This window comes from Candidatus Neomarinimicrobiota bacterium (genome assembly GCA_041862535.1).
In the GTDB taxonomy this organism is placed as follows: Bacteria; Fidelibacterota; Marinisomatia; order SCGC-AAA003-L08; family TS1B11.
On the sequence record JBGVTM010000030.1, the window covers coordinates 1 to 25718 of the forward strand.

Below are 25718 nucleotides of genomic sequence, written 5' to 3' on the forward strand. Positions count from 1 at the left end.
GGAGTTCAGACGTGTGCTCTTCCGATCTGTCCAGAACATGTCCGGGTACTCCCGGCTGAGAGTGCTGACCAGCGCATCTACTTCCAGGATGGCCAGGTCATTAGGCAGCATGTCGGCTTCTTTATCATAGGCGCGGGTCATGACTTTCGCATGACCGGTCTGCAGAACGGCGGCCTGGCGGAACATATCGTCGAAGACGCCAGCCATGAAGCCACGAAAGAGCACGGCCAGCAGAACGCAGATGGTCACGGCGATAAAGCTCAGCAGGCTGCGGGAGCGGTCCCGGACCACTCCCTTGATCAAAAATTTGATCATGGATTCACTCTCCCGTGCAATGCTTCCGTCGGTTCCATTTTTGCGATCCGACGGGTTGGCAGATAGCTGACAATCGTCACGATGGTCGCCACCACGATGATCGAGCCGATGAAAAAGCCGACGCTGTAGACGGGGAATATCCGTTGCGCGATAATCAACTCGAAATCGGACACATCATACGGCATGGGGATGCCCTTGTAGTGGGACAGGAGCATTAGCGGGCCGCCCCAGACCGCGGCCAGGAACACGGCCAGCAGGCTGTGGAGGCCGCCCTCGGTCGTGAACAGCCCCACCACCCGGCTGCGGGCCATCCCCAGCGCCATGAGGGTACCGATCTCCTTCCGGCGGCGAAAAATGGATAATACCTGCGAATTGAAAATCCCGAGGCACGCTAGGGCAATAAACAAAGTTAAAAATATCCCGATAGAGGGCATTTTTGCGTTTACAATCGCCTTGACATCGGCCAGCAGGTAATCCGCGGTCCGGGTGCGCCAGCCGCCGGGGTCGGTCAGCAGGGTGGCTCCCGGTGCAACCGCTACGTAGGTGGCCTCTCCGGGCATCACCGCCATCTTCTGGAGACGATCCAGGGGGATCCAGATCTGGCCCAGGTCTATCTTGAAGTTCTCGGCAGAAAAGATGGACACAACCACTCCCTCGTCGGCGTCATAAGTGCCGTGGGAATCACGCCAGCGGATAGTCAGCGGGTTTCCTTTCTGAAGGCCGGTTGATCTGGACATTCCTGTTCCAATGAGTACGGGAATCGCTCCGTCAGTGCTGGTCGCCAGGTTTTCCGTCGGCAGGATTACCGCCTGCTGGCCGGGCGGAATCCCCTTGATGCGCACCGGCTGCATTCGTCCGTTGGTATAAATGGACCCCTGGATGATGAGCACCGGCATGCCCTGCCCGGCTTCCACCTGGGTGCGGACTTCGGACGGATAGGGGCCGTGGCTGTCGTCTATGGTGAAGGGATCTTCAGGGTCATACGCGGGATGCCAGTAGGCGCCGCCCCCGATCTCGGTTTCGATCACCGCCCGCTCGGCGTACCTGAGCCAGCCCTGGAAAAGCCCGGCGGCGAAAACGATATACACGAAAGACAACGACGTCACGATCACGTTCAGCCAGGTGCGGGTACCCGCGCCGAGCAGGTTTTTAAGTGCCAGTTTAAAGGTCAGCATCAGTTGCTTCTCCCACTCAGGGCTTCCGTGGGCTTCATTTTAGCAATACGCCGGGAAGGCAAATAGCTCACCACGGTGACAACCCCGGCGACGAGGATCACGCTGCCAAGCAAAAGACCGGCAGGGAATACGGGAAACAGGCGTTTGCCGAACAGCATACCGATCTCGGCAGCATCATAAGGCATGGGAATGCCTTTGACAGCGGTGAGGATGAACAGCGGGGCACCATAGATAGCCCCCAGTATTATAGCCAGCAGACTATGCAGCCCCCCTTCGGTAGTAAACAGACCGATGACCCGCCCGCGCGGCATGCCCAGGGCCATCAGGGTACCGATCTCCCGTCGGCGCCGGAAGATGGAGAGGACCTGGGAATTGAAAATGCCCATGGCGGCCAGAGCGAGCATGGGGGCATACATAAATTTAGCGTACGGCTCATCGGCTTCAACGGCCTGTAGAACATCCTGGATCAGGAAGGTGATATCCCTGGTGAGCCAATCAGCGGGAGCTTCGATGAGCTCGGTGCCCCGGGCCGTCGCCACATAGGTGGCTTCTCCCGGCATAAGGGCTAACTTGCGCAGGCGATCCAGCGGAATCCAGATCTGGCCGTTGTCGATCTGGTAATTTTCCACATCCATGATGGCTGTCACTTCGCCGATATCGGCATCATAGGTGCCATTAGCGTCCCGCCAGCGAATATAAAAGCGGTCTCCCATATTCACCTGAGCGGACCGGGCCATATTGGTCCCGATCAGCACGGGGATGGCGTCCTCAGACGCGCGGGAGAGTTCCGCGCTGGGAATATCCACCACAGCCTGATCGGGGGGGATACCCTTGATCAGCACGGACATCATTCGACCGGTGGCTTCGGGATAGATAGCGCCCTGGATCACCAGTACCGGCATGGCGAGGCCGGCTTCCACCTGGGCTGCAATTGCAGCCGGGACGGGTCCGTGGGCGTCATCGATAGTGAACGGGTCCTTGGGGTCGTATTCGGGGTGCCAGTAAGCGCCGCCGCCGGCTTCCGTCCGGATCACTATGTTTTTGGCATATTCAATGAAACCCTGGTAATAGCCGCTGACGAAGACGATCACGACGAAGCTGAGTGACGTAACCGCTACGTTCAGCCAGGTGCGGGTCCCGGCGCCAATGAGGTTCTTCAGTGCCAGTCGGAAAGTCAGCATCAATCGGCCTTTAAATACTGGGGTTTCTCGATGTGCTCCTCCTGGTCGATCCGACCGTCAACCAGGTGGATGATCCGGGTGAGGTAGCCCATGACCTTCTCGTCATGGGTGGCGAACATGAAGGAGGTGGACAGTTCCCGGTTCAGGTTGACCAGGATGCCCATGACATTGTGGGAATTCTCAGCGTCCAGGTTGGCGGTGGGTTCGTCGGCGATAATCAGTTTGGGCTGCTTAACGATAGCCCGGGCGATAGCAGTACGCTGGCATTCGCCGCCGCTCAGCTGGGCCGGCCGGGATTTGATCTTGTCGGTCAACCCCACCCATTCCAAAGCCTGTTCCACCAGCTTTTTTCGCTCGTCGCTGGACATTCCCAACAGCAATAGTGGGAACTCCACGTTCTCGAAAACAGTATAGACCGGCAGCAGGTTGAAGGTCTGGAAAATGAAGCCGATACCCAGCCGCCGCAAGTCGGCCAGCTGCTTATGGTTCTTGCCTCCCAATGGCGTGTCCAGCACGGTGACCGAGCCTTCGGAGGGGGCATCCAGGCCGCCGATGATGTTCAGCAGGGTGGTCTTGCCGGAGCCGGAAGGTCCCACCAGCCCGGTAAACTCGCCGATCGCTACGTCCATGGTTACATCACGCAGGGCGGTGAAGAAGCCGCCGCCCACGGGGTAGCGCTTCACCAGGTCACGAATCTCAACAATATGATTGTCATCCATTAGTCTTGCTCTTTCTCAGTGATTGAAAATGACCATGAATTGGGCACCTTTACCGAAACCCATCAGGGTTTCCGGCACGGGTACCGGAGGAAATTCCTGTTGGTAGACAGCCCGTTCAGGATTGGAATAAACGATCAGGTGCAGGCTGAAGGCGTCGTAGGTGCGCTGCCACATCAGGAAGTTGTACAGGCGCTCGTTTTCCCAGTCGTACTGCCAGAAGCCCATGATGCTGTCGAAGAAGCCCCAGGGGACACTGACCATCAAGAGGGTGAAATGCTCTTCCCGGAGCATGCGTGTTCCAAAGTAAGTTCAGTACCAGGGTGGGGGTGGCTCATAGTAGTCCAGGCGACTCCAGAGGTGCTCGACCATCACGTAGACACCATTGCCCCAGGGGAAGGTGTAGTCCCCGCCGATCATTAGCTGGGCCAGCTCATCGGTTTTGTCATCCAGCGCTGGTTCGCGGCCGCGGGCCAGCACCGCCTCGGTCCAGAAACCTATTTCCCAGTCCAGCCGGGCATCCATAGCGAAGCGTTCTTCTTCATTGTCAAAAGGCAGCAGTTGCCGGCCTATGAAATCCAGTTCACTGGCCTTATGGCGATGGTAGGTGAGCCCGAATTCCGCCGGGCCGAGCGTGTATCCGACCCTTCCCCCGGGGGAAGCATAATTTTGATAGTCCGGTCGGATTACCCAGCCCCACAGCGCCAGTTTCGGCCAGGGATACCATTTCAGGCGCAGGGCACCCACGCCCTCGGTCTGGCCGGTAGGGTCCCGCAGGTCGAGGGTGTCGAACCACATCAGCGGCCGCAGCACCCGCCCGGGACCGAAAGCGATCTTCTGCAAACCCAGGCGCAGCTCGAAGCGCTCGGTGGCTATCCGCCCCCAGAGCCGGTAGAGCCTGGAGTAGCGGTCGACACCGGCCTCACCGTTGCCGAAGGGGCCATCCAGAACCGCGTTCAGATAGTAGGCGTACTCCAGGTCGATGACCGATAGCGGGCCCGGTTGCCGGGCCAGGGAGAGGATTGGGATGTACCCGACAACCTCCTCGACATCACTGTGACCGGGTGCCGGGTCGTTGCCGGCCGTCACGCTGCCCCAGAGCTGGCCTTTCAGGTGCAGCCCCTGGCCCATAAGAGATGTCCCTAAGAGGAGACTGACCGCCAGCGGCACCAGAGCTATGGCCGTTTCCTTTCTCATCCCAGGAAATCCTTCAGATTTAACTGGTCATGAAACCGGATTGATCCTTCCGGCGCCCCTAACATACGGGTAATGGCGTCTTCATATTGATCGATGAGCTGCTTGGCCAGGGTGATGTTTTCGGGCTTCTCATCCAGCTCCAGGAATAACCTGGCGTAGATATCTTTCATCTCCCCGCCCAACATGAGGATCATCTCGGCGGTCCGCTCCGGGCAGGGAACATCGAAGACCCCTTCCTGAATCCCCTGGGCGATGATCTCGCCCAGTTCGGGGACGACCAGCTCCATGCTGCGGACCCGGGCCTTATGGCGCAAAAGGATATTTTCATCCTTATACATCACCCGCAGCACGGTTTTGGCGATTTCTTCGCTGTTCTTCTCCAAGTTGCGCGTTCCGACGAAATACTGGTTGATTTTTTCAAGGGCACCCGTACGGCGATCCTCGACGATCGAACGAAGCCGCTCCAGCTCCTGCCTGGCCACTTGCTCGGCCAGCGCGTCCAACAGGTCTTCCTTGGATTTGAAGTAATGGTAGAAAGTACCCTTGGAGACGCCGACGGCAGCGATGATAGCCTCAACCGGTGTCTGGTCGTAGCCCTGCTCGTAGAAGAGCCTCTGGGCGGCGTCGAGGAATTCCTGTTTTCTTACGTCATAGTCTTTTGAGATTCTGACCACCGGCAATTCCTTTTTTGACTGACCGTCAGTCTAGACCGACCGTCGGTCGAATTTAATATCCATTGATGATGTGAGCAAGTCTTTTCGAGCATATTACCCCAGCTTAAATCATCAGGAAGCGACAGATCACTTTAGTGAGAAAGTCTTGATGAATAGAATCACCTAGGTTAGCTTTAAATCATTCTACTGCTCGCCGAGCAAATATCTTTCAGCCACTTTATGGCCTAAAGTGTGAAGGAAGGGCAGTAACTTGTCATCAGCAAAAGTCACTAATCTAAAAGACCCAACAAGGATGGATTCATGAAGGCAAGAAAGGTTGTTGCCACTCTCCTACTAACGGTTTTTTCATTCTATGAGATTGCCTTACCCTTCACGTTCCTCCAGGAGAAGATCGTCATCGCCATCGTGGATTTCCAGAATACCAGTGCTGACGATACCCTCGATTACCTGGAGAAGACGATCCCCGAGTCCATCAGTACTACCATGGCCAAGGGAGGGCAGCTGGAGATCGTGGAGCGCAGCAGGCTGGAAGCCGCCCTGAAGGAGATGGAAATGGGCATGATCGGCATCGTAGACGAGGAGACCGCCGTTGAACTCGGTCGGGCCGTCGGTGCCAGCGCCATCCTGGTCGGCAGTTTCGTCTCAATTGGCTCCATCCTGCGGATCAATGCGCGGCTCATTGATGTCCAGACCAGTAAGGTCATCAAGGCCGAGAGTGTACAGGGAAGGGTTGGCGAAGAGATTTTTGACCTGATGGACCAGATGGCCGTTTCCATGGAAGCGCAGCTGGTAGGTGCACCTCAGGCAGCTGTCGTCCCCCCGACGGAACCTGAGCCTGAGCAGCCCGCCCCGGCCGTCATACCGCCGGCACCGGCGCCTGTTCCGAAGAAAAAGTCCGGCAAAGGGATTCTCTGGTTGCTGGTGCTTGCAGCCGGCGGCGCAGCCGGCTATTACTATTATACCAATGTGCTCAATGCACCGGCTACCGTCACAGTTAACGTTAATATTGAACCTTAGTCCTGCGGGGAGAATCATGCGTCCGCTTCATCTACTGCTCGTTGTTACGGTTCTAGCCCTGAGCCTCTCGTGTTTATCGGAAAATCCCCTCACCAGCCCCGATGCCAGCCAGATCACGGTGAGCATAACTCTTCCGAGAGGCGAAGCCGTAGCGGATAATAGTACCGACTTAGGTAAGGCCCTTGTCGTCACCTCCGTCACGCTTACCGTCACGGCATCCGACATGGAAACAATCGAGGAATCTCTGACGATCAGTTCCAATGGCAAGACCGCCTCGGGGACCGTGGAGGTACCCAAGGGTGATGACCGCACCTTCGCCATCGAGTGCCGGGACGCCAACGGTATCCCCCAATACAGCGGCTCCACGACCCACAATATCAGTGAGGATACGGAGACGGTGACCATCACCACCGTGGGCCATTATCCCGGTGCGGTCACGGTGTCGGTGGATGATATCAGCGCCTTTGCGGTAAGCCTAAGCTGGACCCGGAGCAATGAGCCCGATTTTGCCGCTTATGACGTGGTGCGATCCGAAACGTCCGATCTCTCTCCCGCCACACGGGAGAGGCTCGTGCGAATCCCTAATAAAAATACTACGGCCTACAGCGATACCTCGGCGCGTCTTAATCGGATATATTATTACGGTGTGGTGGTCTGGGACACGGAAGGCCTGGGCATGCGCAGCGACGCCGTGGGTGTGAATACGCCCAGATGGGTGGAGCTGGCCTACGACGACGGTGAACCGACGAGCGGTTATTCCTGGAGCACGGATGGCGCAGGCTCAGCGAATATTCTGACGGCCTCCAGCCCGTCCCGGCTATTAACGGCCCGATACTATCTGACGAATATCGCGGAGGGTGGTAGATTCACTTCAGTGATTATCGGTTACGATAATGAGGAGAACCTGGTGATCCTGGGTTCCAAGGTAGTGGAAGCCACCGAGACCGGTTGGTTGGATGTCCTCTATTACAGTGACGAAATCGTCGTTGAGGGCAATTTCTTCGTTATGATTTTGTACGACGGCATAGATAAGCCGTATTTTGGTTATGATCCGGTCGACAATGACCGTGCCTGGGACTACGATGGCACTAGCTGGAGTGAATGGGATCAAACCTATTTCATGCGCGCCTGGGTGGAATTACCCGGGGGCCTGCTGAAGGAATTGACGCCTGTTGCGGTAGCAGGCGCATTGGATTCGGATTCCCCCCTGGACCCGGTCTCGTTAGCACCGCTGCTGGCCGGGGAAGGTACTCTCGAGAAAGGGATGAAGACCAGCGCCCCCAGGCAGTAGCTACAATAGCAGCCGGCGAAAAATATTCTTATCTACGGAAATAGTCTATTTACCACCTGCGGAGGTGGTCGGTCTTCCGGTCCGAATCTGATCTGAGAAATACCTATTCTAACAGTATTTCTGGACTGCTCCTGATCCATGCTTGTGGCTCAGGACACGGACTTTTCCTAGACTGGGGTGAATACCTGCAAGATATGCCACCAGAGCGACCGGAAGGGCAACCAGTGCTGTCAAGCGCCGCAGTGATCCCGGCTGCCCCGTTTACCATACTAATGTGGCTGGCACTTGCGGCCGATGCCGCGGCAAATACAGTGCCGCTTGCCCGGGCAGGGGAACCATCCAGGAGGTCTGCGGCGTCTGCGCACAATGCCATCATCCCGGTGATCCTGGCGCTATGCGGAAAATCGGTCCGGTTATCGCCAATATATTCAGCAGCCTTTTTCCTTTACCTGTATATACGATCCCTGGACTGGAGTTCCGTGAACTCGAGCAAGACTCTTGTGCAACCAGGAACTCCGTTTTATATTAAATTTGAAGTAGGGAATAATTGTGATTAAGCACCGAATGCTTTGGCGTTCACTTATTCTCTCTTCGAAAATCCGATTCGAGATGGCAACTTTTTAGTACAGGCTGCCGTGTAAGAGTGTTGAAAGGCCCAATCCCTTAGCATGCAATACCTGCATTACTCCCTTAACCTAGGTAGCCGCGATGTGGTTCAGGTAGAACTTCAATCCAAGGCCTATGTCAGACTGGTTAACGACGAGAACTATGAGGCATACCGCACCGGGGAGAACTATCGCTATTACGGCGGTTTGGCTGAGAGGTCGCCCGCCAACATCAAGCCGCCCCATAAAGGGCACTGGCATCTCTGCATTGATCTGGGCGGCAAAGATGGTGATCTCAAGGCTACCGTACACATCATTCAGGAAGTGGCTCCCGATAAGAAACAGAAGAAAAAAGTACGGTAACCGCTCCCCAGATCAACTCGCCTCGCTTCCTTCAATCCCGCCCCGCACTGTTTCAATCCGGCTGAGTCTGTTATGTGACCGGCGAGGGTGGGTTTTTTCTAGGCGGGTGGCTTCCGGTCGCGAAAGCGGTTCCAGATAGCGTCCATTTCTTCCAGGGTGGCTTCCTCAGGTGTCTTGCCCTGTGCTCGCAGTTCCTTTTCAATATGCCGGAAGCGGTATTCAAATTTGGTGATGGTTCGACGGAGGGCCTCTTCGGCGCTGATACCGACAAAGCGACCCAGGTTCACCAGGCTGAACAATAAGTCGCCGAACTCCTCCTCAAGGGCATCGGAATCGTCGGTGCGGTGGGCATTGCGCAGCTCGTCCAATTCCTCCCGGACCTTGTCCCACACTGGTTCGACGGAGTTCCAGTCAAACCCGACATAAGCGGCTTTTTCCTGGACCCGGAGGGCACGGGTAAGTGCCGGCAGGTGCCGCGGCACACCATCCATACGCGATCCCCGCTCTTTCTCCCGCTGTTTGGCCGCCTCCCAATTCTGCTTGGCATGGTAAGCACCTTCGGCCTGCGCTGCACCGAAAACGTGCGGGTGTCGATCGATGAGCTTTCGGCTCAGAGCGCTAACGCACTCCTCCAAGGTGAACCACCCTTCCTCCTTGGCAATGGCAGCCTGGAACAGCACATGCAGCAGCAGGTCCCCCAGTTCCTCCATCAAAGCCTGATGGTCTTCGTTCTCGATACTTTCGATCACCTCGTAGGTCTCTTCCAGCAAGTAGGGGATCAGGCTTCGAGATGTCTGCTCCCGGTCCCAGGGGCATCCCTCCGGGGATCGGAGCCGGTCCAGCACAGCCAGCAGCTCCAGCAGGCGATGGCTGATTTCCGGCGTGCGGGTTAGCGGAAGGTCTTCAGGATTCATTGGGCTCATCCTTAGCATGAACGCCGCGAGCACTGATATGGACTTTCGCGATGCGGTTGCCCTCCAGGGTCTTGACGGTGAACCGCCGCCCGCCCTCCACTATCCACTGCCCGACAGACGGTATCTTGTCAAAGCGATCAAACAGGAACCCGCCAAGCGTATCGTAGTCCCGCTCAGCGGGGAATTGGTACTGGAGTTGATGTTCCAGGTCATCCAGGGCCACGGCTGCATCCACCAGGAACTCGTCCCGACCGACCGGCCTGATCTCCGCCTCCGCCAGGTCAAAGGGGTCTCGCAGCTCGCCCAGAACCTCCTCCACCACGTCTTCCAGCGTGACCAGCCCGGCCGTACCGCCGAATTCATCCACCACGATGGCGATATTAGTGCGCCGGTCTTTGAAATCCTGGAGGAGGGAAACCACGCCCTTGCTCTCGGGTACGAAAAACGGAGGACGTGATAGGCGCAAAAGACCCACGTCCGGAGGCGGACCCTTGAGGTAGGGGAGAATATCCTTCGCATACAGGATACCGCGAATATCGTCGATGGTCTCTTTGTAGATCGGGATCTTCGATACCTGGCTGGTACGGATCAGCTCAAGGGCTTCTTCGGGACCTGAGCGGGCCTCCAGAGCCAATATATCTACCCTGGGGGTCATGATCTCGTGCACAGCCGTATCACCGAATTCGAAGATGGAATGGATGATCTCTGTCTCGCTCTGGGCCAGGGTGCCGCGGTCGTATCCCACTTCGGCCAGGTCTTTCAACTCCTCTTCTGAGGTGAACATCTTCTCCGGCTTAATCCCCAGCAGCCGCGTCACTAGATGCGTAAGGCCATAAATCAGGCTGCCTAGCGGATAGAGAACCATCACCAGCAGCTTTACCGGACCCCGGGCCAGCCGGGCAAACGATTCGGTATGCCGGATGGCCAGCAGCTTGGGCGTAATCTCACCGAAGAGCAGCACTACGGTGGTCACCACGATGGACTCGATTATCAGCAGCAGGGTCAGGTTCAGTCCCAGGCGCAGCGCGAGATCGGCAGTGAGCAGGGCGGCCAGGAAGGCTATGGTGATATTCACCAACGTGTTGCCGGTGAGCAGGGAGATGAGCAGGTGCCGCGGCCGCTGGAGGATAGTCAGGACATCGGTATGAATGGCCTTATCCTCCCCGTAATCCTTGATGCGGCTCTGCAGGCGGAAAAAGGCCGTCTCCGCGCCGGAAAGCAGCCCGCTGAGAATGAGCAGGCCCATAAAGAGAGCTAAATTGATCAGTATGCCGCTCATGACCCGGGAGGATTGGGAACGAAGGCCAGAAAATGGTCTTCCAGGGCGTGCATGTTCGCCTGACCTTCGGGAGTGTCATCTTCATAACCCGCCAGATGCAGGCTGCCGTGAACCACCAGTCGCAGCAGCTCCCGCTGGTAGGGTTGGTGGTATCGTCGGCTGTTTGCCAGGGCTCGCTCCTGACTGATGTAGATTTCCCCCTCCAGCGGTTCATCGGCCTCATTAAGCTGAAAAGCGATAACATCCGTGTAGTGATCCTGGCCGAGGAATTGCAGCTTGAGCTGGCGTAGATGTTCGTCACTGGTAAATACAACTTGTATGTCGGCGGTATCGGTGCCGTTGGCGGTCAGGGCGGCTGCGACCAGGGAGGTCACCAGCTCCGCCGGGATAGGCGGAGGCTCCCCGCTGTGCGTATCGACATGCACAGTGATCACTCGGTAGGGGTTCCCTGGACCACGGGAGCCTCGGACAATTTCTTCTTTTCCCTGGCTTCCTCGGTGGCCGCGTCTTTATCGGGGGTTGGATAGGGAATCCTTACATGATAGATCCCTTTCAGGACGCCGAGGATCCCCGTTCCGGCTGAAGCATTCCCCTTCATGCGGTTGATTTCCTCGAGAGTCAGCGGGCATTCGTCAAGCTGCCTGTCATCCATGCGCATGTTAATAATAGTGTCCACCATTTGCTGGATGCGGGGCAAGGTCGGCTTGCGAATGGACTTGGTGGCCGCCTCGATGGCCTCACACAGCATGAGAATGCCGGTTTCCTTGGTGTTCGGTTTGGGGCCCGCATAGCGGAAGGCCTCTTCACTGACTTTCTCGGAGCCGCTATCTTCTTGGATGGCTTTCTGGTAAAAATATTCGACCCGGGTGGTACCATGATGCATGGGAATGAAATCAGCCACTGTCTGGGGCAGGCCATATTCCTTAGCCAGGCGCAGCCCCTCCTTGACATGCGAGATCACCACTTTAGCGCTCAAATGGGCGGCTATGGTATCGTGGGGATTTTCCTGCCGGAACAGGTTCTCAATAAAGTACTCCGGACGGGCCAACTTGCCAATGTCATGGTAATACGCCCCCACCCGGCAGAGCAGGCTGTTGGCCCCGATGGTATTGGCCGCCGCCTCGGCCAGGTTACCCACGACAATGCTGTGGCTGAAAGTCCCGTTGGCCTCGCGACTCAGGCGCCGCAACAGGGGGTGGTTGAAATCGGACAGCTCCAGCAGGGTGAGATTGGTGGTAATGCCGAAGATCACTTCCAGCACTCCGATGAGCCCATACACTATAATGGGCGATAAGATTCCGTTGATAGAAGCATTTCCCAGATCATATCCCAGAGTCTTAAGATCGGTGTATTTGAGGAGCTCAACAGCTGTAATCCCAACCACATAGGCAGAAACGATATAGATGATGGCGGTGAAGATCTGGCGGCGGCGGCGTAGCTGGCGCACGGCGTAAATAGCCACGCTCCCTACCAACAGGTTCACCAGCACAAAGTCCGCCTTATTGCCCATCAGAAAACCCATCAGCAGCGCCAGGGAGACAGTGGCGATGATGCTGGTGCGGGCATCAAATAAAATCGTAAAGGCCATAGCCGCAACGGTAAAAGGAACAATGTAGTCAGGATTGAAAAACTCAAAGAGGTCACGTCGTTGGAACACTTCTCCTAACAGCAGGAGACCTTTTCCAACACCTAAAATCAGGATAAACAGGAGACTTGTTAGAGCTATCAAGCGAGCATTTTCATACCAAGAGCGGCGATAAACGTATAGCCACGCAAAGAAAAACGCCAACAAGATTGTGATAATCAAGACAATACCTATCCTAGGCAGCCAGAGTTGAATTCCACCACCGGATGCCAGCTGCTTAGCCTTTTCCGTGGCAAGGGAGTTCAGTTTCTCAAGGATTTCGGGTGTTACGCGGGTATTGGCATCTACGATCCGCTCGTTCTTCAGGACGAAGCCCTTCGATATGGGCACCTTGTCCACCGCCCCTTGCTGTCTGCGCCGGGTGGTTTCATCGTCATAGATGAGGTTTGGGCGTATAAAGTAGATTAGCAGGTCGGAAGCGACAGTGCTTTCGATGGTTGCCTCCACCGGGTACTGGGCCTGGAACCTGGTTTTAGCTTTGGCCCACGCCTCGTCCAGATCCATGAGGAACTTCGGCTCCACCACCCCCTCCACCCCTTCGCTGGCCACGGCCGCCGAGATCCCCTCCAGTTGCCCCTTAGGCAAATCGAGAACGCCTTCGGCGAAGATGTCGCGGATGATTCTCGCTAGTTCGATCTGGAGCCGATTATAATTAATATTCCGACCTTCTGGAGATTCGCCCAGGAAGAAGCTGCCCCAATACGGCGCATTCAGATCAAGCGGAAACCGCAGGGCGAAGTTGCTCCGCAGATCCACCACTTCGATGCTATCTCTTTCAACTGTCTGCTGGGCCTGCGTAAAACGGGCATCGTAACGATAGCGATAAGCCAGCTGGCGACTGCGGGTAAGCTTGTTTTCGGCCCGCTGGATACGCTGCACCCGGGTGAATAGGTCAACCAGACCATTGAGCTGGGTCGTGGTAATCTGAGGATCACGGCGGAATAGGTAGGGCACCAAGCGACGGGCTGTCTCTCGCTCCTGCTCCAGCGCTTCCAGACTCTTCAGTACCGGAAAATTAAAGGGTGCAATGATCTCCTCCCGGGTGATCTCGTTCAGGTCGTAGCGATACTCGAACCGCTCACCAATGGGAAACAACCAGGAGATGACGGTAATGCTCCCCAGGAAGATCAGCACCCGGTAGAAGCGATCCGAACGCAACCACGGGATGGTTCTAAATACCCTTGCGAGGGAACTGGGAACCTTTATCTTCATTTATAATCTCCGGGCTTCTTCCAATATCTGTCGGGCGATAACCATCCGTTGCACTTCGCTGGTCCCTTCACCGATTTCCAGCACTTTCGCATCCCGGAAGAAGCGTTCTACCGGGTATTCTCGAATGTAGCCGTAACCGCCATGGATCTGGATAGCATCGATGGTGATGCGCATCGCCAGCTCGCTGGCGAACAGCTTGGCCATGGCCGCCTCTTTGATTACGTTCCGACCCTGGTCTTTAAGCCAGGCGGCATGGTAGACCAGGTGCTTGGCGGCCTCCAACTGGGTTGCCATATCCGCCAGATTAAACTGTACGGCTTGAAACTGGCTGATCATACGACCGAAGGCTTCCCGCTCCTGGGCATATTTCAGCGCCATCTGGTATGCTCCTTCCCCGGTTCCCAGGGCCAGAGCCCCAACGGAAATCCGGCCCCCTATCAGCGCATGCAGAAGCTGCCGGAATCCTTTGGCCGGTTGACCGAGGAGGTTGTCAGTAGGGATCTCCATCTCTTCAAAAAAGAGGGCGCGGGTGTCAGAAGAGCGCCAGCCCATTTTTTTCTCCGGCTTACCTAATCTTAAACCAGGCGTATCTTTTTCCACCAGAAAGGCGCTGATACCCTGGTCCTGGCCGTCAGCTATCAGGCGGGCGGTGAAAATAATCACCCCGGCTTTGCCGGCGTTGGTGCAGAAGGCCTTTTGGCCATTAACCACGAACTTGTCATCCCTGCGTTCGGCCCTGGTCTGGGTGGCACCAGCGTCGCTACCGGCTCCCGGCTCGGTGAGGCCGAAAGCCCCCAACATCTGGCCGCTGGCGAGAGAAGGCAGGTATTTCTTTTTCTGGTCTTCATTACCGAACAGTAAGATGGGCATAGTGCCCAGGCTGATATGTGCGGCTGCTGTAATGGCGATGCTTCCGTCAACTTTGGCCAACTCGTGGACGGCGATGGTATAGGCCACCGTATCCATTCCAGCCCCGCCGTAGGCCTGGGGTATGGGGATCCCCATCAGCCCCAGCTCGGCCATCTTGGAAACCAGTTCATCAGGGAAACGGCTTTCCTGGTCTAGCTCAGCTGCAATCGGACCAACTTCGTTCTGGGCGAACTCGCGTACCATGTCCCGCAAAAGGCAATGTTCTTCGGAAAAATACCGCAGTTCCATGGTGATTTAACGCTGCGGAGCTACCATTTGATCATGGCCGAGGCCCAGGTAAAGCCCGACCCGAACGCCACCAGCACTACGTAATCGCCCGGATGAATAAGACCTTCATCGAGGGCCTCCGCCAGGGCGATGGGGATACTGGCCGCCGTCGTATTACCATAGCGCTCGATATTGGAGTAAACCCGCTCTGGCAGCACCTTCAGGCGGCGGGCCACCTCTAACGTGATCCGCAGATTGGCCTGATGGGGTATAATAAGGGCGACATCTTCAACGCTCATGTTATTGGCGGTAATTGCCTCCATGATGGACTCGGGAAAGCGCGTCACAGCGTGGCGGAATACTTCCCTGCCGTTCATCTGGAGCCAATGCCGGCCCTCCTCCAGATCCTTTACGGAAATGCGGGGATTTCGTCCGCTGGCGGGCGCCTCGGCCCATAATTCCTTGGCATACTTGCCCTCAGAGTGCAAGTGAGTACTCAAAACGCCGCGATCCTCATCGGTGGCGGAGATAACTGCGGCCCCGGCGCCGTCTCCGAAAATAACACTCACGTCCCGCCCGGCATCGGATAGGTCCATACCGGTAGACTGGACTTCCGCGCCAATAAGCAGCACGTGGCGATACATACCGGTGTGAATATATTGATCAGCAATGGAGAGGCCATAAATAAACCCTGAACACTGCACCCGGACATCCAGAGCCCCGATTTCCGGAAAGCCCATGCGATCCTGGAGCAGACAGGCTGAGCCGGGCGCCATGTAGTCAGGAGTGGAGGTGGCGAAGATGATCAGGTCGATATCATTCACAGTGAGTGAGGCTGCTTTGAGGGCCTGTTCTGCCGCCGGAATGGCCAGATCGGTAGTCCCTTCGCCATCGGCGACGAACCGCCTGGTCTGGATACCGGTGCGCGCGCGAATCCACTCGTCGCTCGTAGCCATGATGGCGGCTAGATCATCATTAGTGACCACTCGCTCGGGCACGTAAAAACCCGTTCCAGAAATGTAGGCCTGGCTCATGATGTATCTCCCATTTTAATATCTTTAAGCTGCAACTGGGTTTTCCGATTTCCTTGCCATTCGTTTTCTTCCACAACGTAAGCGATATCCAGGGGTTTATTCAAGAGTAGTTTTTCAAAGTGATCGGCCATCTCAAAACCGATGGCATCAAAGGTGACGCCCTTTTGATGGAGCTGGCATTTCAGATGATTGCTGGACTCTCCCACCAGGCGCGGTGTCCCAATTGCCCGGATGCCGCGCGTGACGAAAACCGGCCGCCGGTTCCCCGGCCCGAAGGGCGACAGCGAATCGAGGAACCGCAGTAACCGACTGTCAATGAGGCTCAGGGGACACTCCCCTTCCACGGTAAGCCGGGGTTGGAGCTGCTCTTCAGTAAGCCGCTGATCAGCCAGGGTTAGAAAGTGGTCCTCGAAGGCCGACAGATGGTCATGACTCACGGAAAGCCCTGCCGCTACGGCGTGTCCGCCGTAACCCAGCAGGTGTTCCCGGCACTCGGCCAGAGCCTCATAAAGATCGAAGCCGGCCAGACTACGGGCGGATCCCTTCCCGACACCGTCTCCCATCGCAATAATTACCGTTGGCCGGTGGAAAATGTCCCGGATGCGAGCTGCCACGATGCCAATTACGCCCTGGTGCCAGTCAGCACCACTGAGAACCAGGGCCTTCTCCCGGCTGAGATCGTGGTGGGCGTTGACCTGGAAGATGGCTTCCTCCACCGTATTTTCCTGGATGATCTTGCGGCGCTCATTCTCCGCCAGGAGCTCTCTAGCCATGGAAACTGCCAGGTAGTAGTTATCGGTGGTCAACAGCCTGACGGCCCGTCCGGCATCACCCAGGCGTCCCGCGGCGTTGATTTTGGGGGCCAGACCGAATACCAGCCGTCCTACAGTCACCTCTTTTCCGGCCAGGCCTGCCACCTGCCAAAGGGCCGCCAGACCCGGTCGCGAGCGCTCCTTGATAAGGCGCAGTCCCTCCTTGACAATGGCCCGATTCTCATCGAGAATGGGCACCATATCGGCGGCGATTCCTAAGGCGATGAGATCCGCGTGTTCCCAGGCGAGGGCCGGATCGTGGCCGCCCTTTTCAGCCACTGCCAGGGCCAGTTTGAAGGCCACCCCGCCGCCGCACAGGCCTTTGAAGGGATAGGGGCAGTCCACCCGCTTGGGGTTGAGGATGGCGGCAGCGGCGGGCCGGTCAGCGTCCGGAGTGTGGTGATCGGTGATGATAACATCTATGCCCAGCTCCTGGGCGCGGATTACCTGCTCCATGGCAGTGATTCCGCAATCGCAGGTAATCATCAGGGTAGCGCCGATGAGGGCCGCATAGTCGATGCCGCCGGGTGAAAGGCCGTAGCCTTCCGTTTCGCGGTTGGGGAGATAGGTGGTTACCCGGGCACCGATGGATTTGAGAAAGAGGTAGAGCATGGCAGCGCCGGTAGCACCATCCACATCATAATCGCCGAAGATGAGAATTGGCCGGTCAGCCCGAATCTGCGCCAGTACCCGGTCAACCGCTCTTTCCATATCCTTCATCAGGAATGGGTCGTGCAGCTGCTCAGGACCCGGGTTACAGAAAGCAATTCCTATATCGCGATTGGTGATACCCCGGTGGACCAGGATCCGGGCGTAAATCTCAGGCACGCTGAATTCCTGCTCCACTCTCTGCACCAGCTCGGGGTCCAGTTGGGTAAACTCCCAGCGGATACTACTCACTCCTGACAAAACGGGGGACCTCTGCGGTCGTCAGTTCATCGACATAAAAAGATTGGAGACTGGCCTGTAAGCCGAATTCAGTATCCCGAAGTTACGGGATGATGGCTATTCATCTGGATCTGGTCTCACGATCAGATTCAAGCGACCTACCCGCACCGCATCCCCTTCCCGGCAGTTGGGAAGAAGACACCGGCGGATCACCGGCTCCCGCTCCCGAAAATTCGGGACGGAAACGGCGCTGCTCGGTCTTGCTCCAGGCGGGGTTTGCCAGCTCCCCGGCTCACACCGAGGACTGGTGGTCTCTTACACCACCGTTTCACCTTTGCCCCGACCCCGAAGATTCGGGACGGGGTAGTCTGTTTTCTGTGGCACTTTCCGTACTCCCGCTCCGCAGCCAAAGGAATTTTATCGCGGACGGGAGCCCCTCCCGTTAGGAGGCGCCTTATCCTGCGGAGTTCGGACTTTCCTCCCCCCGAACCAGTCTGCCCACAGGCACCCGGAACGAGGAGCAGCCATCCGGCCAGTCTCCGGGGCTAATTTATCCTTATGGATCCCTTCGGGACAGGTAATTTATCAGATTTGGGAGGATTCCGCCGCTCTGGCTGCGTTCTGAGCTTTGTGTGTTTGCCCGCGGGGGATGTGAACGGCGGGGGGCTAGTCTTCTTTCCAGTAAAGGATGACGCCACAGCTTTCGCAGGTGACGATCTTATCCCGCGCTTTAATTTCCACTTGCTGCTGTGGGGGAATCCGGTTGAAGCAGACCCCACAGGAATCCCGGGTCATCGGTACCACTGCTATACCGTCCCGCGCCGACCGGATTCGCTCATAGGCATTCAGGAACCGGGGCTCTATACGAGCCAGGATCTCCACGCGGTCCTGTTTCAGGGCTTTGTCCCGCGCCTCAGTCGCAGCGATGGTGGCTTTCAGCGATTCTTGCTGGGCTGCCAGTTCGGAGTTCTTTTCCCCAACTTTCAACTCATCCGCCTTCAGCTCGTCGGTGAGACGCTGCTTTTCTTCGCTCAGTTCCAGCAGGTGAAACTCGCCCTCATCCAGGGTCTTTTTGGTGGTATCGATCTCCGCCGTAAGCGCGTCATAGGCCCGGTTGGTCGACACCAGCAGCAGTTGTTCCTGGTATTTTTTCAAACGTGCGCGAGTTTCGGCCAGGGTGGCCTTTAATTGGCGACTTTCCTGCTCGATATCCTGCAGCCGGGCGCTTTTAGCCGCGATGCCCTGCTCCAAATTTTCCAGGTCCCTCTTGAGATACTCGACCGTCACCGGCAGGTCACCTTTCTGCTCCTCGATTTCCATCAGTTGGGTGTCAATGGCTTGAAGCTTGATCAGGCGGACTAAGCTTTCTCTCATCTCAGAGCCTTTTGCGGGGAGATAAAAATCGCACCGAACGGTGCGAGCAGTAAGACGCAATCTGGGGCGCTAAGGTGAGTCCTATACGCCCCCGAAAGAACATTAGTTTAGATACCACAACATTATGTGGGCGGTATCCGATTCGAACGGATGACCTCTGCGATGTGAACGCAGCGCTCTAACCGGCTGAGCTAACCGCCCGAAAAAGGCGGGTTAATTTAACTTATGTTCGGATGAAGGGAAAGGCTTGCCTTATAAAGGGACCCATCATAATTTGATGTTTCGTTTACTAGATCATGTACGCTTACCCGCCATACATTTTCGGTACAACTGGATTCATCAAGCCCTACTAATCTAAAGTCGAGATGAATCCCATCAGCATCGGCATCCTTATCTTCATCGCCTACTTCGGCTTTCGGGGATTCCAGCGCGGACTCGTGGATGAGGTGGGGCGTCTGGTGGGCCTCGTGCTGGCTGTCATTCTGGCTTACCGTTTCTCACCGCTGCTGGCCGATCACATTGGTATCAAGAACGAACTGGCCAGCTCGGCGGTGGCCTTCATCGGGATCTTTATCGTCACCCTCGTTGCCATGGCACTCATCACCCGGCTCGTGCGAAGCCTGGTCGAGCTGGTTCTACTCGAATGGCTGGACAAGCTGGGAGGCACACTTTTCGGTCTACTCAAGAGCATCGTAGTACTGGGAGTGATTATCTACGTTATGGAGAGCTTTGAAATATCCCGGCCCATCGTCCTGCGTCTGGAAAGTCAGTCCCCGGTTTACCGAGGCGTGGTGGTCATGAAGAATACCCTGTTCAAACTAATCGCCCTCGACCGTATGATTGAAGATGTCCGCGACCGTATAAAGGAGATTGAACCGGAAAAGATTCTGCCTCCTCTCATGGATGATCACTGACCCGCCGCCCGTGACCCTGGCCCCGTCATCGTCCGCCTGGAATGAAAGACTGGGCACCCTGCTGCACTTCGCCCAGGTCCTCGAATCCATCGGGGCCTTGTGTCTCACATCCGTTGCTCGCGAACAGGTCCAGGCCCTATGGCCCACTACCGACCGGGAGCAACTGACCCGACGCTTCAGCGCCACTGCCGAGCTCTTCATCCTTCTTGAGAAAGGATCGCCCCCTCCGCTGAGCGCGTTCCCTGACATTCGCCCCGCTCTCCAGCGCCTGCAAAGGGGCGTGAGCGCCCTCACCCCCGAGGACTTCCACCAGCTGCGTCAGGTCCTACTGGTGCTCGGCCCGCTGCACGGCTTCTTCCGGGAGCAGACTGATCTAACCTTCTGGCCGGAGGCCAACAAAAGCCTTGATCCCTGGCCGCCCGGAGTAAAGGAGATCGACCGGGTGGTAGACGAGGACCTGACTATCAAATCTTCCGCCAGCAAGGAGTTGCAGCGCATTCGCGGTGCCATTCGGCGGTTGGAAGGGCAAGTCAGGGGGCGGTTGGAGGAGCTGCACACTCAGGCCCGCGAGTCCGGCTGGGCCCAGGACGAGCCCATTGCCTGGCGGGAGGGTCGGCTGGTCATCGCTCTTAAAGCCAGTCATAAACGCAAGCTGCGCGGGTTTATTCATGGCCACTCCGGCTCCGGGGCCACCGCATTTGTTGAACCGCTGGAAGTTTTCGACCTGAACAACGAGCTCGCCGCCCTTCGGGACGAGGAAAAGGCCGAAGAACTGCGCCTCCTTTCCGCCCTCACCGAGACCGTGCGTCCGCATTCGGCTGAGCTGGCGCAGAGCGTGGCGGTGCTTTACCGCCTGGATTCCCACCTGGCGCAGGCCCGCTGGGCCGCCGCTCAGGAAGCCATCCAGCCGCAGGTGGTGCCAAAAGGCCCTTTGGAGCTGGTCGGAGCGCGGAATCCCGTACTGGCCGAGCATCGGGAGGTAATACCACTCGATCTCCTGGTGGACGACCCGGCACGCATCCTGCTCATCTCGGGCCCCAATGCCGGTGGTAAAACGGTGGTCCTGCTTACGGTGGGGTTATTTGTCATGCTGGTTCAAAGCGGCCTGTTCGTGCCCGCCAAGCGGGCTGCGCTGCCCCTGTTCCACGCCCTCTACACCGACCTTGGAGACCAGCAGTCTATCGAGGAGGATCTTTCCACTTTTTCCGCGCACCTGGCCAACCTTCAGTCGATCCTGGCCCGCTGTGATCAAGACGCGTTGGTGCTGCTGGATGAGTTGGGCACGGGCACCGAGCCCGAGGCCGGGGCCGCGCTCGGGCAGACCTTTCTGGAGGCGATCCGGGAGCGGGGCGCCTTCTGCCTGGCTTCCACCCACCTCAACCGCCTCAAGCTGTGGGCCCAGGACGAAGTGGGTATTCTAAACGCCGGCATGGCGTTTGATGCTCAGGAGCTGCGGCCAACCTACCGACTGGAAATAGGCCGGCCGGGAGCCAGTTTCGCCCTGGAAATCGCCCGGCGCCTGGGACTGGATGACCAGCTCCTCCAACGGGCTCAAAGCCTCATGCCGGATGCCGCTGTCAATCTGGAAGATTTACTGGTCTCCATGGAAGCGGATCGGGCCGACCTCCAGCGGCTGAAGGCCGAGCTGGCCACCCGGCTTGAGCAAGTGGAAACCCTGGAGCTGCAGCTGTCCTCGAAGGAAGCGGAGATCAAGGCCGCTCACCGCCGGGCCCAGAAGGATGCCCTGAAGGAGGCCGAGCAGCTGGTGGCGGAGTTGAACCGGCGCCTGGAGGCCACCATCGCCGAAGTACGCAGCAAAGGAGAGGAGCTGAGTAGGGAAGACATCCGCCGTGCCAAGCAGGTAATCGCGAAGGAGAAACGCCAGATTGCCAAAGAACAGACCCGCTTGGCTGAGGAAGAACCGGCCCTGCTCACAATGGAGGATATCCAGCCGGGTATGTGGGTAATGCTGAAAGACCAGGAGCGTCCAGGGCGGGTGGAAAAATGCCAGCCCCGGCAGCAGCGGGTGACGGTTAATGTGGAAGGGGTGCGGCTTACCCTGCCCATCGACCAGCTGGCCCCGGGCCAGGAACCACCCCGCGAGAAAGCCGGTCCAGCCCCGGTCAAAACCAAGGGGGTGCACGTGGCCATGGCGGGCGAGGCCAGCTACCGGCTGGACCTGCGCGGGCAGCGCGGGGACGAGGCCGTCGCGGCGGTGGACCGCTTCCTGAACCGGGCCATCCTGGCCGGACTGCCGGAACTGGAAATCATCCACGGCAAAGGCACCGGCGCACTCCAGAAACGAGTACGGGAATTCCTGGAAGACCACCCCCAGGTAAAGTCCTTCCGCTTTGCCGATTTTGACGCCGGCGGGACGGGAGTCACCCTGGTGGAACTCAAATGAGACTTCCCTATTCTTTCCGTCTTCCCAAACCTGATTCAATTGATTACCGAAGATAGCCGTATATTCCAGGAGCTCTACTCAACCTGTACACCCGCCATTCAATGTCTGAGGAGTATTTTTCATGAAACGGATCTACTTTGCCTCTGCTCTAGTTGCTTTTTTTATTTTATTGATCACCGCCTGCGGCCCCGCGCCGGATTATGATGTTATTATCCGTCACGGCACCATTTACGACGGCAGCGGCTCGGCGCCCGCCCAGGCCGACCTGGCTATCCAGGCTGACACCGTCGCCGCCATCGGTGACCTGGACACCCTGCGTGGACGTATCGATATCGACGCTACAGGACTGGCCGTGGCCCCCGGCTTTATCAACATGCTCAGTTGGGCCAACGAGTCGCTCATTGAGGACGGCCGCGGCCAAAGTGACCTCCGCCAGGGCGTAACCCTGGAGGTCCTGGGCGAGGGGTGGTCCATGGGTCCCCTGAGCGAGACCATGAAGCAGGAAGAAACCGAGCAGCAGGGCGATATCAAGTACGACATCACCTGGACCACCCTGGGAGAATATCTCCAATTCCTGGAGACGAAGGGCGTCGCCCCTAACGTGGCCTCTTTTGTGGGGTCTGCAACGGTGCGCATCCATGAGATAGGCTACGAGAATCGGGTGGCAACACCCGAAGAGCTCGCCCGGATGAAGCAGCTGGTCCGCCAGGCCATGGAAGAGGGGGCTGTGGGGGTAAGTTCGGCCCTGGAATACGTGCCTGCTAGTTTCGCTACCACCGAAGAGCTGATCGAGCTGGCCAGGGTGGCCGCGGAATACGACGGGATGTACATTTCCCACATCCGTCACGAAGGGGATGCCATCTTTGCCGCCTTCGACGAGTTCTTAACTATCGTGCGTGAGGCGGGCATTCGCGGCGAGATCTACCACCTGAAAGCCTCCCGGAAGCAGAACTGGGACAAGCTGGACGAGGTGCTTCGCCGCATCGAGGCGGCCCGTGCGGAGGATCTGGCGGTCACCGCTGACATGTATACCTACCGTGCTTTTTCCACTGGTCTGTACATTTTCTTTCCCGCCTGGGTTCAGGAAGGGGGCCACAAGGCCTGGGTGGAGCGGCTTAAGGACCCGTCTGTCCGCGAGCGGCTGAAGATCGAACTGGACATCCTGCCGCCGGAAGATATTCTGCTGATCGGTTTCCGCAATGAAAATCTGCGCCACCTTACGGGCAAGACTCTGGCGGAGGTGGCAGCCATGCGCAATGCTTCACCCGAAGAGACCATGATGGACCTGATCATCGAGGACGACAGTGGAGTAGATATCATCGGGTTCGCCATGAGCGCTGAGAACATCCGTAAAAAGATCGCCCGGCCTTGGGTGAGCTTCGGCTCCGATGCCGGGGCACTGGCACCCGAAGGGGTATTTCTCAACGTGCAACCCCATCCCCGGGCCTATGGTACCTTCGCCCGGCTGCTGGGCAAGTATGTCCGGGAAGAACGGATTATTCCCCTGGAAGAGGCCATCCGCCGCCTGACCCACTTCCCGGCCGCGAACCTCAAGCTCGACCACCGGGGTCTGCTGAAGCCCGGGTTCTTTGCCGATGTGGTCGTCTTCGATCCCAACACCATCACCGACCACGCCACCTTCGAGAAGCCCCACCAGTACGCTACCGGGGTGATCCACGTTTTCGTCAACGGCGAGCAGGTGCTCCGGGACGGCGAACACACCGGTGTGCTGCCGGGGCGGTTCGTCAAGGGGCCGGGGTGGAAAAAGGATGCTAGGTAGCGCAAGTTGCCGGAATAAGCCTACCTCATACCCAACGGGAGGTTGTCGTCTTCGAGCTGGGCAAAGACAGCAAAGTGCAGCGCATCAGGCGGCGCTACGACTATATCTACCCCAAGAAGTGAGGCCTAACGGTCGCCGGAACATTTCCCTGCGGCAGCCGTTCTACTTCATGTCAGCAGGCCTGTTACTTATGGCAACCTTGGGGCACGGCTCATGGGTCAAATAAAATTGGCAGCGGCCTTCGTGATGGTTATCCTTCTCCTGGGAGCAGCCGCCTGCTCTTTCCCCACCGAAAATAATGAAAATGATGAAGATTCCGCCTATTTCTATTTCCAGGTCCGGGTGGATAGTATCAGCGCGCCGGGCGACTTCTGGGTAGGAGATACCCTTCATATCCAATTGTATGGCATCATCGGTCTCGATGGCTGCAATTCCTTCGCCCACTTTGAAGACCAAATCCGCACTACCGAAGCTGGGGATACTTACGCCTACGACCTTGATCTGACGGTCTGGGGGAAACGTGACTGCCGCGCGCTCGCCTGCCCGACGGTTGTCGTTCCGCTCGATCACTGCTACTATTTTTATCCGCCGGGCCCGGGGATGCTGTTTCTCAAAATTCATCAACCAGACGATTCCACCCTCCAGGCCTATGTCCGGATCCACGATGATAACATAATCATCGACTAGGATACAGCGCGCACAGGAGCGGGCCACCGGCCTCTGGTACTCAGCATGCCACTCTCACTGCGAGTAGCGGCTTTGCAATATCATGCCAAACCATAAAACCAGTAGTGGCCCATTATCCGTAGTCAGTTGTCTGTAGTCTGTCGCTGATAGCTACCGCTACTTTTTTACCTCCCGGTTTCGTAAAATCAAAATAACCAATGGCCTGCATTTCCGAAGAGGCCATCGTCAGCCAGCAGGAAAATCACCAATTTGAGACCCGTATCGTGTACCATATTGTGTTGCAATTTGAGTGATAAATGTGTATACTTGCTGGCAGATGATTAAGGAGGAATCATGCGCTTCGTTTCCGTAAGAGACTTGAGGAGTAAGTCGGCCCAGGTCTGGGGGCAGCTTGCCGACGAGAAAGAGCTGGTAGTCACATCCAACGGCAGGCCTATCGCCATCCTGTCGGCGGTTCAGGAAGACCGGCTGGAGGAGACTCTGGCGGCCATCCGTCGCGCCCGGGCCATGGCCGCAGTGGATGCCATCCAGCAGCGCGCGGCCAAAATGGGCCTTGCAGATATGACCCTGGAGGAGATTAACGCCGAAATCGCGGCGGTGCGGAAAAACCGCCGCCGGTGAAGATTGTCTTAGACACTAATGTGGTAGTATCAGGGCTGCTGAACACTCACGGCAAGCCTGGCGCAATTCTACAAATGGTCGCGATCAGGGCCCTTATAATTTGCTATGATGCCCGCATAATCACCGAATACCGTGAGGTCTTGCTCAGACCTAAATTCCCTATTAACGAAACAGAAGTGGATGCGATTCTGGAGCATATCGAGGCTTCCGGTCACTTGGTGGCAACTTCTCCTTTGCCACAGCATCTACCTGACCCCGACGATGAGCCTTTCCTGGAAGTCGCCCTGGCAGGTGGTGCCGAATACCTGGTCACCGGCAACGTCAAACACTACCCTGAAGATCGCCGCCGGGGGGTTAAGGTGGAGTCCCCGGCTGAATTTGTGGAGCTTTACCGCAAGAGTATAGACGATGGATAGGTATCCGTTGTCCGTCGTTCGTGGTCCCTCGCTGACTGCTGATCGCTGATCGCTGACCGCTGACAGC

Annotated in this window: 24 protein-coding genes, 1 tRNA gene and 1 other RNA gene; 9 read left to right on the forward strand and 17 right to left on the reverse strand. The window is 57.3% G+C overall.

Annotated elements, in window-relative coordinates; all coding sequences use genetic code 11:
• The 7 genes from ACETWG_01085 to ACETWG_01115 form a co-directional block, all read right to left on the reverse strand.
• A partial coding sequence (locus ACETWG_01085; protein MFB0515182.1) for a hypothetical protein occupies positions 1-315 on the reverse strand: 315 nt, incomplete at its 3' end.
• Complete coding sequence (locus ACETWG_01090; GenBank protein MFB0515183.1) at positions 312-1490, reverse strand: ABC transporter permease; 1179 nt, start codon at positions 1488-1490, stop codon at positions 312-314. The genes ACETWG_01085 and ACETWG_01090, both read right to left, overlap by 4 nt.
• Positions 1490-2671, reverse strand: coding sequence for an ABC transporter permease (locus ACETWG_01095; GenBank protein MFB0515184.1), 1182 nt, complete (start codon positions 2669-2671; stop codon positions 1490-1492). Before ACETWG_01095 ends, ACETWG_01090 begins: the two co-directional genes overlap by 1 nt.
• Positions 2671-3390 (reverse strand): ABC transporter ATP-binding protein, encoded by a 720-nt coding sequence (locus ACETWG_01100; protein MFB0515185.1) that lies wholly within the window; start codon positions 3388-3390, stop codon positions 2671-2673. The genes ACETWG_01095 and ACETWG_01100 overlap by 1 nt, the downstream gene beginning before the upstream one ends.
• A 15-nt stretch (positions 3391-3405) precedes the next feature.
• On the reverse strand, positions 3406-3681 hold the full coding sequence (locus ACETWG_01105) for a hypothetical protein (protein ID MFB0515186.1): 276 nt from the start codon (positions 3679-3681) through the stop codon (positions 3406-3408).
• Positions 3682-3699: 18 nt separating this feature from the next.
• Complete coding sequence (locus ACETWG_01110) at positions 3700-4584, reverse strand: hypothetical protein (GenBank protein MFB0515187.1); 885 nt, start codon at positions 4582-4584, stop codon at positions 3700-3702.
• Positions 4581-5258, reverse strand: a complete 678-nt coding sequence (locus tag ACETWG_01115) for a TetR/AcrR family transcriptional regulator (GenBank protein ID MFB0515188.1) — start codon at positions 5256-5258, stop codon at positions 4581-4583. Before ACETWG_01115 ends, ACETWG_01110 begins: the two co-directional genes overlap by 4 nt.
• A 300-nt stretch (positions 5259-5558) precedes the next feature.
• Between ACETWG_01115 and ACETWG_01120 the strand changes: the two genes are divergently transcribed.
• From ACETWG_01120 to ACETWG_01130, 3 genes are all read left to right on the forward strand, one after another.
• Positions 5559-6275, forward strand: coding sequence for a CsgG/HfaB family protein (locus ACETWG_01120; GenBank protein MFB0515189.1), 717 nt, complete (start codon positions 5559-5561; stop codon positions 6273-6275).
• Between the two features lie 16 nt (positions 6276-6291).
• A complete protein-coding gene (locus ACETWG_01125; GenBank protein MFB0515190.1) occupies positions 6292-7566 on the forward strand; it encodes a hypothetical protein in 1275 nt (424 codons plus the stop codon).
• Between the two features lie 668 nt (positions 7567-8234).
• Positions 8235-8534 carry a DUF1883 domain-containing protein gene (locus ACETWG_01130; protein MFB0515191.1) on the forward strand — a complete coding sequence of 100 codons (300 nt, stop codon included), beginning with the start codon at positions 8235-8237 and terminating at the stop codon, positions 8532-8534.
• 98 nt (positions 8535-8632) lie between these two features.
• Here ACETWG_01130 and mazG read toward each other — a convergent pair whose 3' ends face one another.
• From mazG to ACETWG_01180, 10 genes are all read right to left on the reverse strand, one after another.
• Positions 8633-9448 (reverse strand): nucleoside triphosphate pyrophosphohydrolase, encoded by an 816-nt coding sequence (gene mazG / locus ACETWG_01135; GenBank protein MFB0515192.1) that lies wholly within the window; start codon positions 9446-9448, stop codon positions 8633-8635.
• Positions 9438-10727 carry a hemolysin family protein gene (locus tag ACETWG_01140; GenBank protein MFB0515193.1) on the reverse strand — a complete coding sequence of 430 codons (1290 nt, stop codon included), beginning with the start codon at positions 10725-10727 and terminating at the stop codon, positions 9438-9440. The genes mazG and ACETWG_01140 overlap by 11 nt, the downstream gene beginning before the upstream one ends.
• Positions 10724-11161 carry an rRNA maturation RNase YbeY gene (gene ybeY / locus ACETWG_01145; GenBank protein ID MFB0515194.1) on the reverse strand — a complete coding sequence of 146 codons (438 nt, stop codon included), beginning with the start codon at positions 11159-11161 and terminating at the stop codon, positions 10724-10726. Before ybeY ends, ACETWG_01140 begins: the two co-directional genes overlap by 4 nt.
• Positions 11158-13584: an HD family phosphohydrolase gene (locus ACETWG_01150; protein MFB0515195.1), complete on the reverse strand. Its 2427-nt coding sequence runs from the start codon at positions 13582-13584 to the stop codon at positions 11158-11160. The genes ybeY and ACETWG_01150 overlap by 4 nt, the downstream gene beginning before the upstream one ends.
• Complete coding sequence (locus ACETWG_01155) at positions 13585-14742, reverse strand: acyl-CoA dehydrogenase family protein (protein MFB0515196.1); 1158 nt, start codon at positions 14740-14742, stop codon at positions 13585-13587.
• A gap of 20 nt (positions 14743-14762) precedes the next feature.
• Positions 14763-15755, reverse strand: coding sequence for a 3-oxoacyl-ACP synthase III family protein (locus tag ACETWG_01160; protein MFB0515197.1), 993 nt, complete (start codon positions 15753-15755; stop codon positions 14763-14765).
• Positions 15752-17467, reverse strand: coding sequence for a single-stranded-DNA-specific exonuclease RecJ (gene recJ, locus ACETWG_01165; protein MFB0515198.1), 1716 nt, complete (start codon positions 17465-17467; stop codon positions 15752-15754). The genes ACETWG_01160 and recJ overlap by 4 nt, the downstream gene beginning before the upstream one ends.
• Before the next feature lie 51 nt (positions 17468-17518).
• Positions 17519-17995, reverse strand: an RNA gene (rnpB, locus tag ACETWG_01170) — RNase P RNA component class A.
• Positions 17996-18121: 126 nt separating this feature from the next.
• On the reverse strand, positions 18122-18829 hold the full coding sequence (locus tag ACETWG_01175) for a zinc ribbon domain-containing protein (GenBank protein ID MFB0515199.1): 708 nt from the start codon (positions 18827-18829) through the stop codon (positions 18122-18124).
• 127 nt (positions 18830-18956) lie between these two features.
• Positions 18957-19030: transfer RNA gene (locus ACETWG_01180), tRNA-Val, on the reverse strand.
• Between the two features lie 164 nt (positions 19031-19194).
• Between ACETWG_01180 and ACETWG_01185 the strand changes: the two genes are divergently transcribed.
• The 6 genes from ACETWG_01185 (at position 19195) to ACETWG_01210 (ending at position 25651) form a co-directional block, all read left to right on the forward strand.
• Positions 19195-19743: a CvpA family protein gene (locus ACETWG_01185; protein ID MFB0515200.1), complete on the forward strand. Its 549-nt coding sequence runs from the start codon at positions 19195-19197 to the stop codon at positions 19741-19743.
• A complete protein-coding gene (locus ACETWG_01190; protein ID MFB0515201.1) occupies positions 19700-22147 on the forward strand; it encodes an endonuclease MutS2 in 2448 nt (815 codons plus the stop codon). The genes ACETWG_01185 and ACETWG_01190 overlap by 44 nt, the downstream gene beginning before the upstream one ends.
• Positions 22148-22268: 121 nt before the next feature.
• Complete coding sequence (locus ACETWG_01195; protein MFB0515202.1) at positions 22269-23927, forward strand: amidohydrolase family protein; 1659 nt, start codon at positions 22269-22271, stop codon at positions 23925-23927.
• Between the two features lie 213 nt (positions 23928-24140).
• Positions 24141-24614: a hypothetical protein gene (locus tag ACETWG_01200; GenBank protein ID MFB0515203.1), complete on the forward strand. Its 474-nt coding sequence runs from the start codon at positions 24141-24143 to the stop codon at positions 24612-24614.
• Between the two features lie 333 nt (positions 24615-24947).
• Positions 24948-25235, forward strand: coding sequence for a type II toxin-antitoxin system Phd/YefM family antitoxin (locus ACETWG_01205; protein ID MFB0515204.1), 288 nt, complete (start codon positions 24948-24950; stop codon positions 25233-25235).
• Positions 25232-25651 (forward strand): putative toxin-antitoxin system toxin component, PIN family, encoded by a 420-nt coding sequence (locus ACETWG_01210; protein ID MFB0515205.1) that lies wholly within the window; start codon positions 25232-25234, stop codon positions 25649-25651. The genes ACETWG_01205 and ACETWG_01210 overlap by 4 nt, the downstream gene beginning before the upstream one ends.
• Positions 25652-25718: the final 67 nt, after the last annotated feature.

Bases quoted from the DNA above. Each gene is read 5' to 3' on its own strand.
- ACETWG_01205 (MFB0515204.1), top strand. From the start codon at position 24,948: ATGCGCTTCGTTTCCGTAAGAGACTTGAGGAGTAAGTCGGCCCAGGTC.
- mazG (MFB0515192.1), bottom strand. From the start codon at position 9,448: ATGAATCCTGAAGACCTTCCGCTAACCCGCACGCCGGAAATCAGCCAT.
- ACETWG_01140 (MFB0515193.1), bottom strand. From the start codon at position 10,727: ATGAGCGGCATACTGATCAATTTAGCTCTCTTTATGGGCCTGCTCATT.
- ACETWG_01175 (MFB0515199.1), bottom strand. From the start codon at position 18,829: ATGAGAGAAAGCTTAGTCCGCCTGATCAAGCTTCAAGCCATTGACACC.
- ACETWG_01160 (MFB0515197.1), bottom strand. From the start codon at position 15,755: ATGAGCCAGGCCTACATTTCTGGAACGGGTTTTTACGTGCCCGAGCGA.
- ACETWG_01185 (MFB0515200.1), top strand. From the start codon at position 19,195: ATGAATCCCATCAGCATCGGCATCCTTATCTTCATCGCCTACTTCGGC.
- ACETWG_01105 (MFB0515186.1), bottom strand. From the start codon at position 3,681: ATGCTCCGGGAAGAGCATTTCACCCTCTTGATGGTCAGTGTCCCCTGG.
- ACETWG_01130 (MFB0515191.1), top strand. From the start codon at position 8,235: ATGCAATACCTGCATTACTCCCTTAACCTAGGTAGCCGCGATGTGGTT.
- ACETWG_01120 (MFB0515189.1), top strand. From the start codon at position 5,559: ATGAAGGCAAGAAAGGTTGTTGCCACTCTCCTACTAACGGTTTTTTCA.
- ACETWG_01100 (MFB0515185.1), bottom strand. From the start codon at position 3,390: ATGGATGACAATCATATTGTTGAGATTCGTGACCTGGTGAAGCGCTAC.
- ACETWG_01195 (MFB0515202.1), top strand. From the start codon at position 22,269: ATGAAACGGATCTACTTTGCCTCTGCTCTAGTTGCTTTTTTTATTTTA.
- ACETWG_01090 (MFB0515183.1), bottom strand. From the start codon at position 1,490: ATGCTGACCTTTAAACTGGCACTTAAAAACCTGCTCGGCGCGGGTACC.
- ACETWG_01200 (MFB0515203.1), top strand. From the start codon at position 24,141: ATGGGTCAAATAAAATTGGCAGCGGCCTTCGTGATGGTTATCCTTCTC.
- ACETWG_01150 (MFB0515195.1), bottom strand. From the start codon at position 13,584: ATGAAGATAAAGGTTCCCAGTTCCCTCGCAAGGGTATTTAGAACCATC.
- ACETWG_01110 (MFB0515187.1), bottom strand. From the start codon at position 4,584: ATGAGAAAGGAAACGGCCATAGCTCTGGTGCCGCTGGCGGTCAGTCTC.
- ACETWG_01155 (MFB0515196.1), bottom strand. From the start codon at position 14,742: ATGGAACTGCGGTATTTTTCCGAAGAACATTGCCTTTTGCGGGACATG.
- ACETWG_01125 (MFB0515190.1), top strand. From the start codon at position 6,292: ATGCGTCCGCTTCATCTACTGCTCGTTGTTACGGTTCTAGCCCTGAGC.
- ACETWG_01095 (MFB0515184.1), bottom strand. From the start codon at position 2,671: ATGCTGACTTTCCGACTGGCACTGAAGAACCTCATTGGCGCCGGGACC.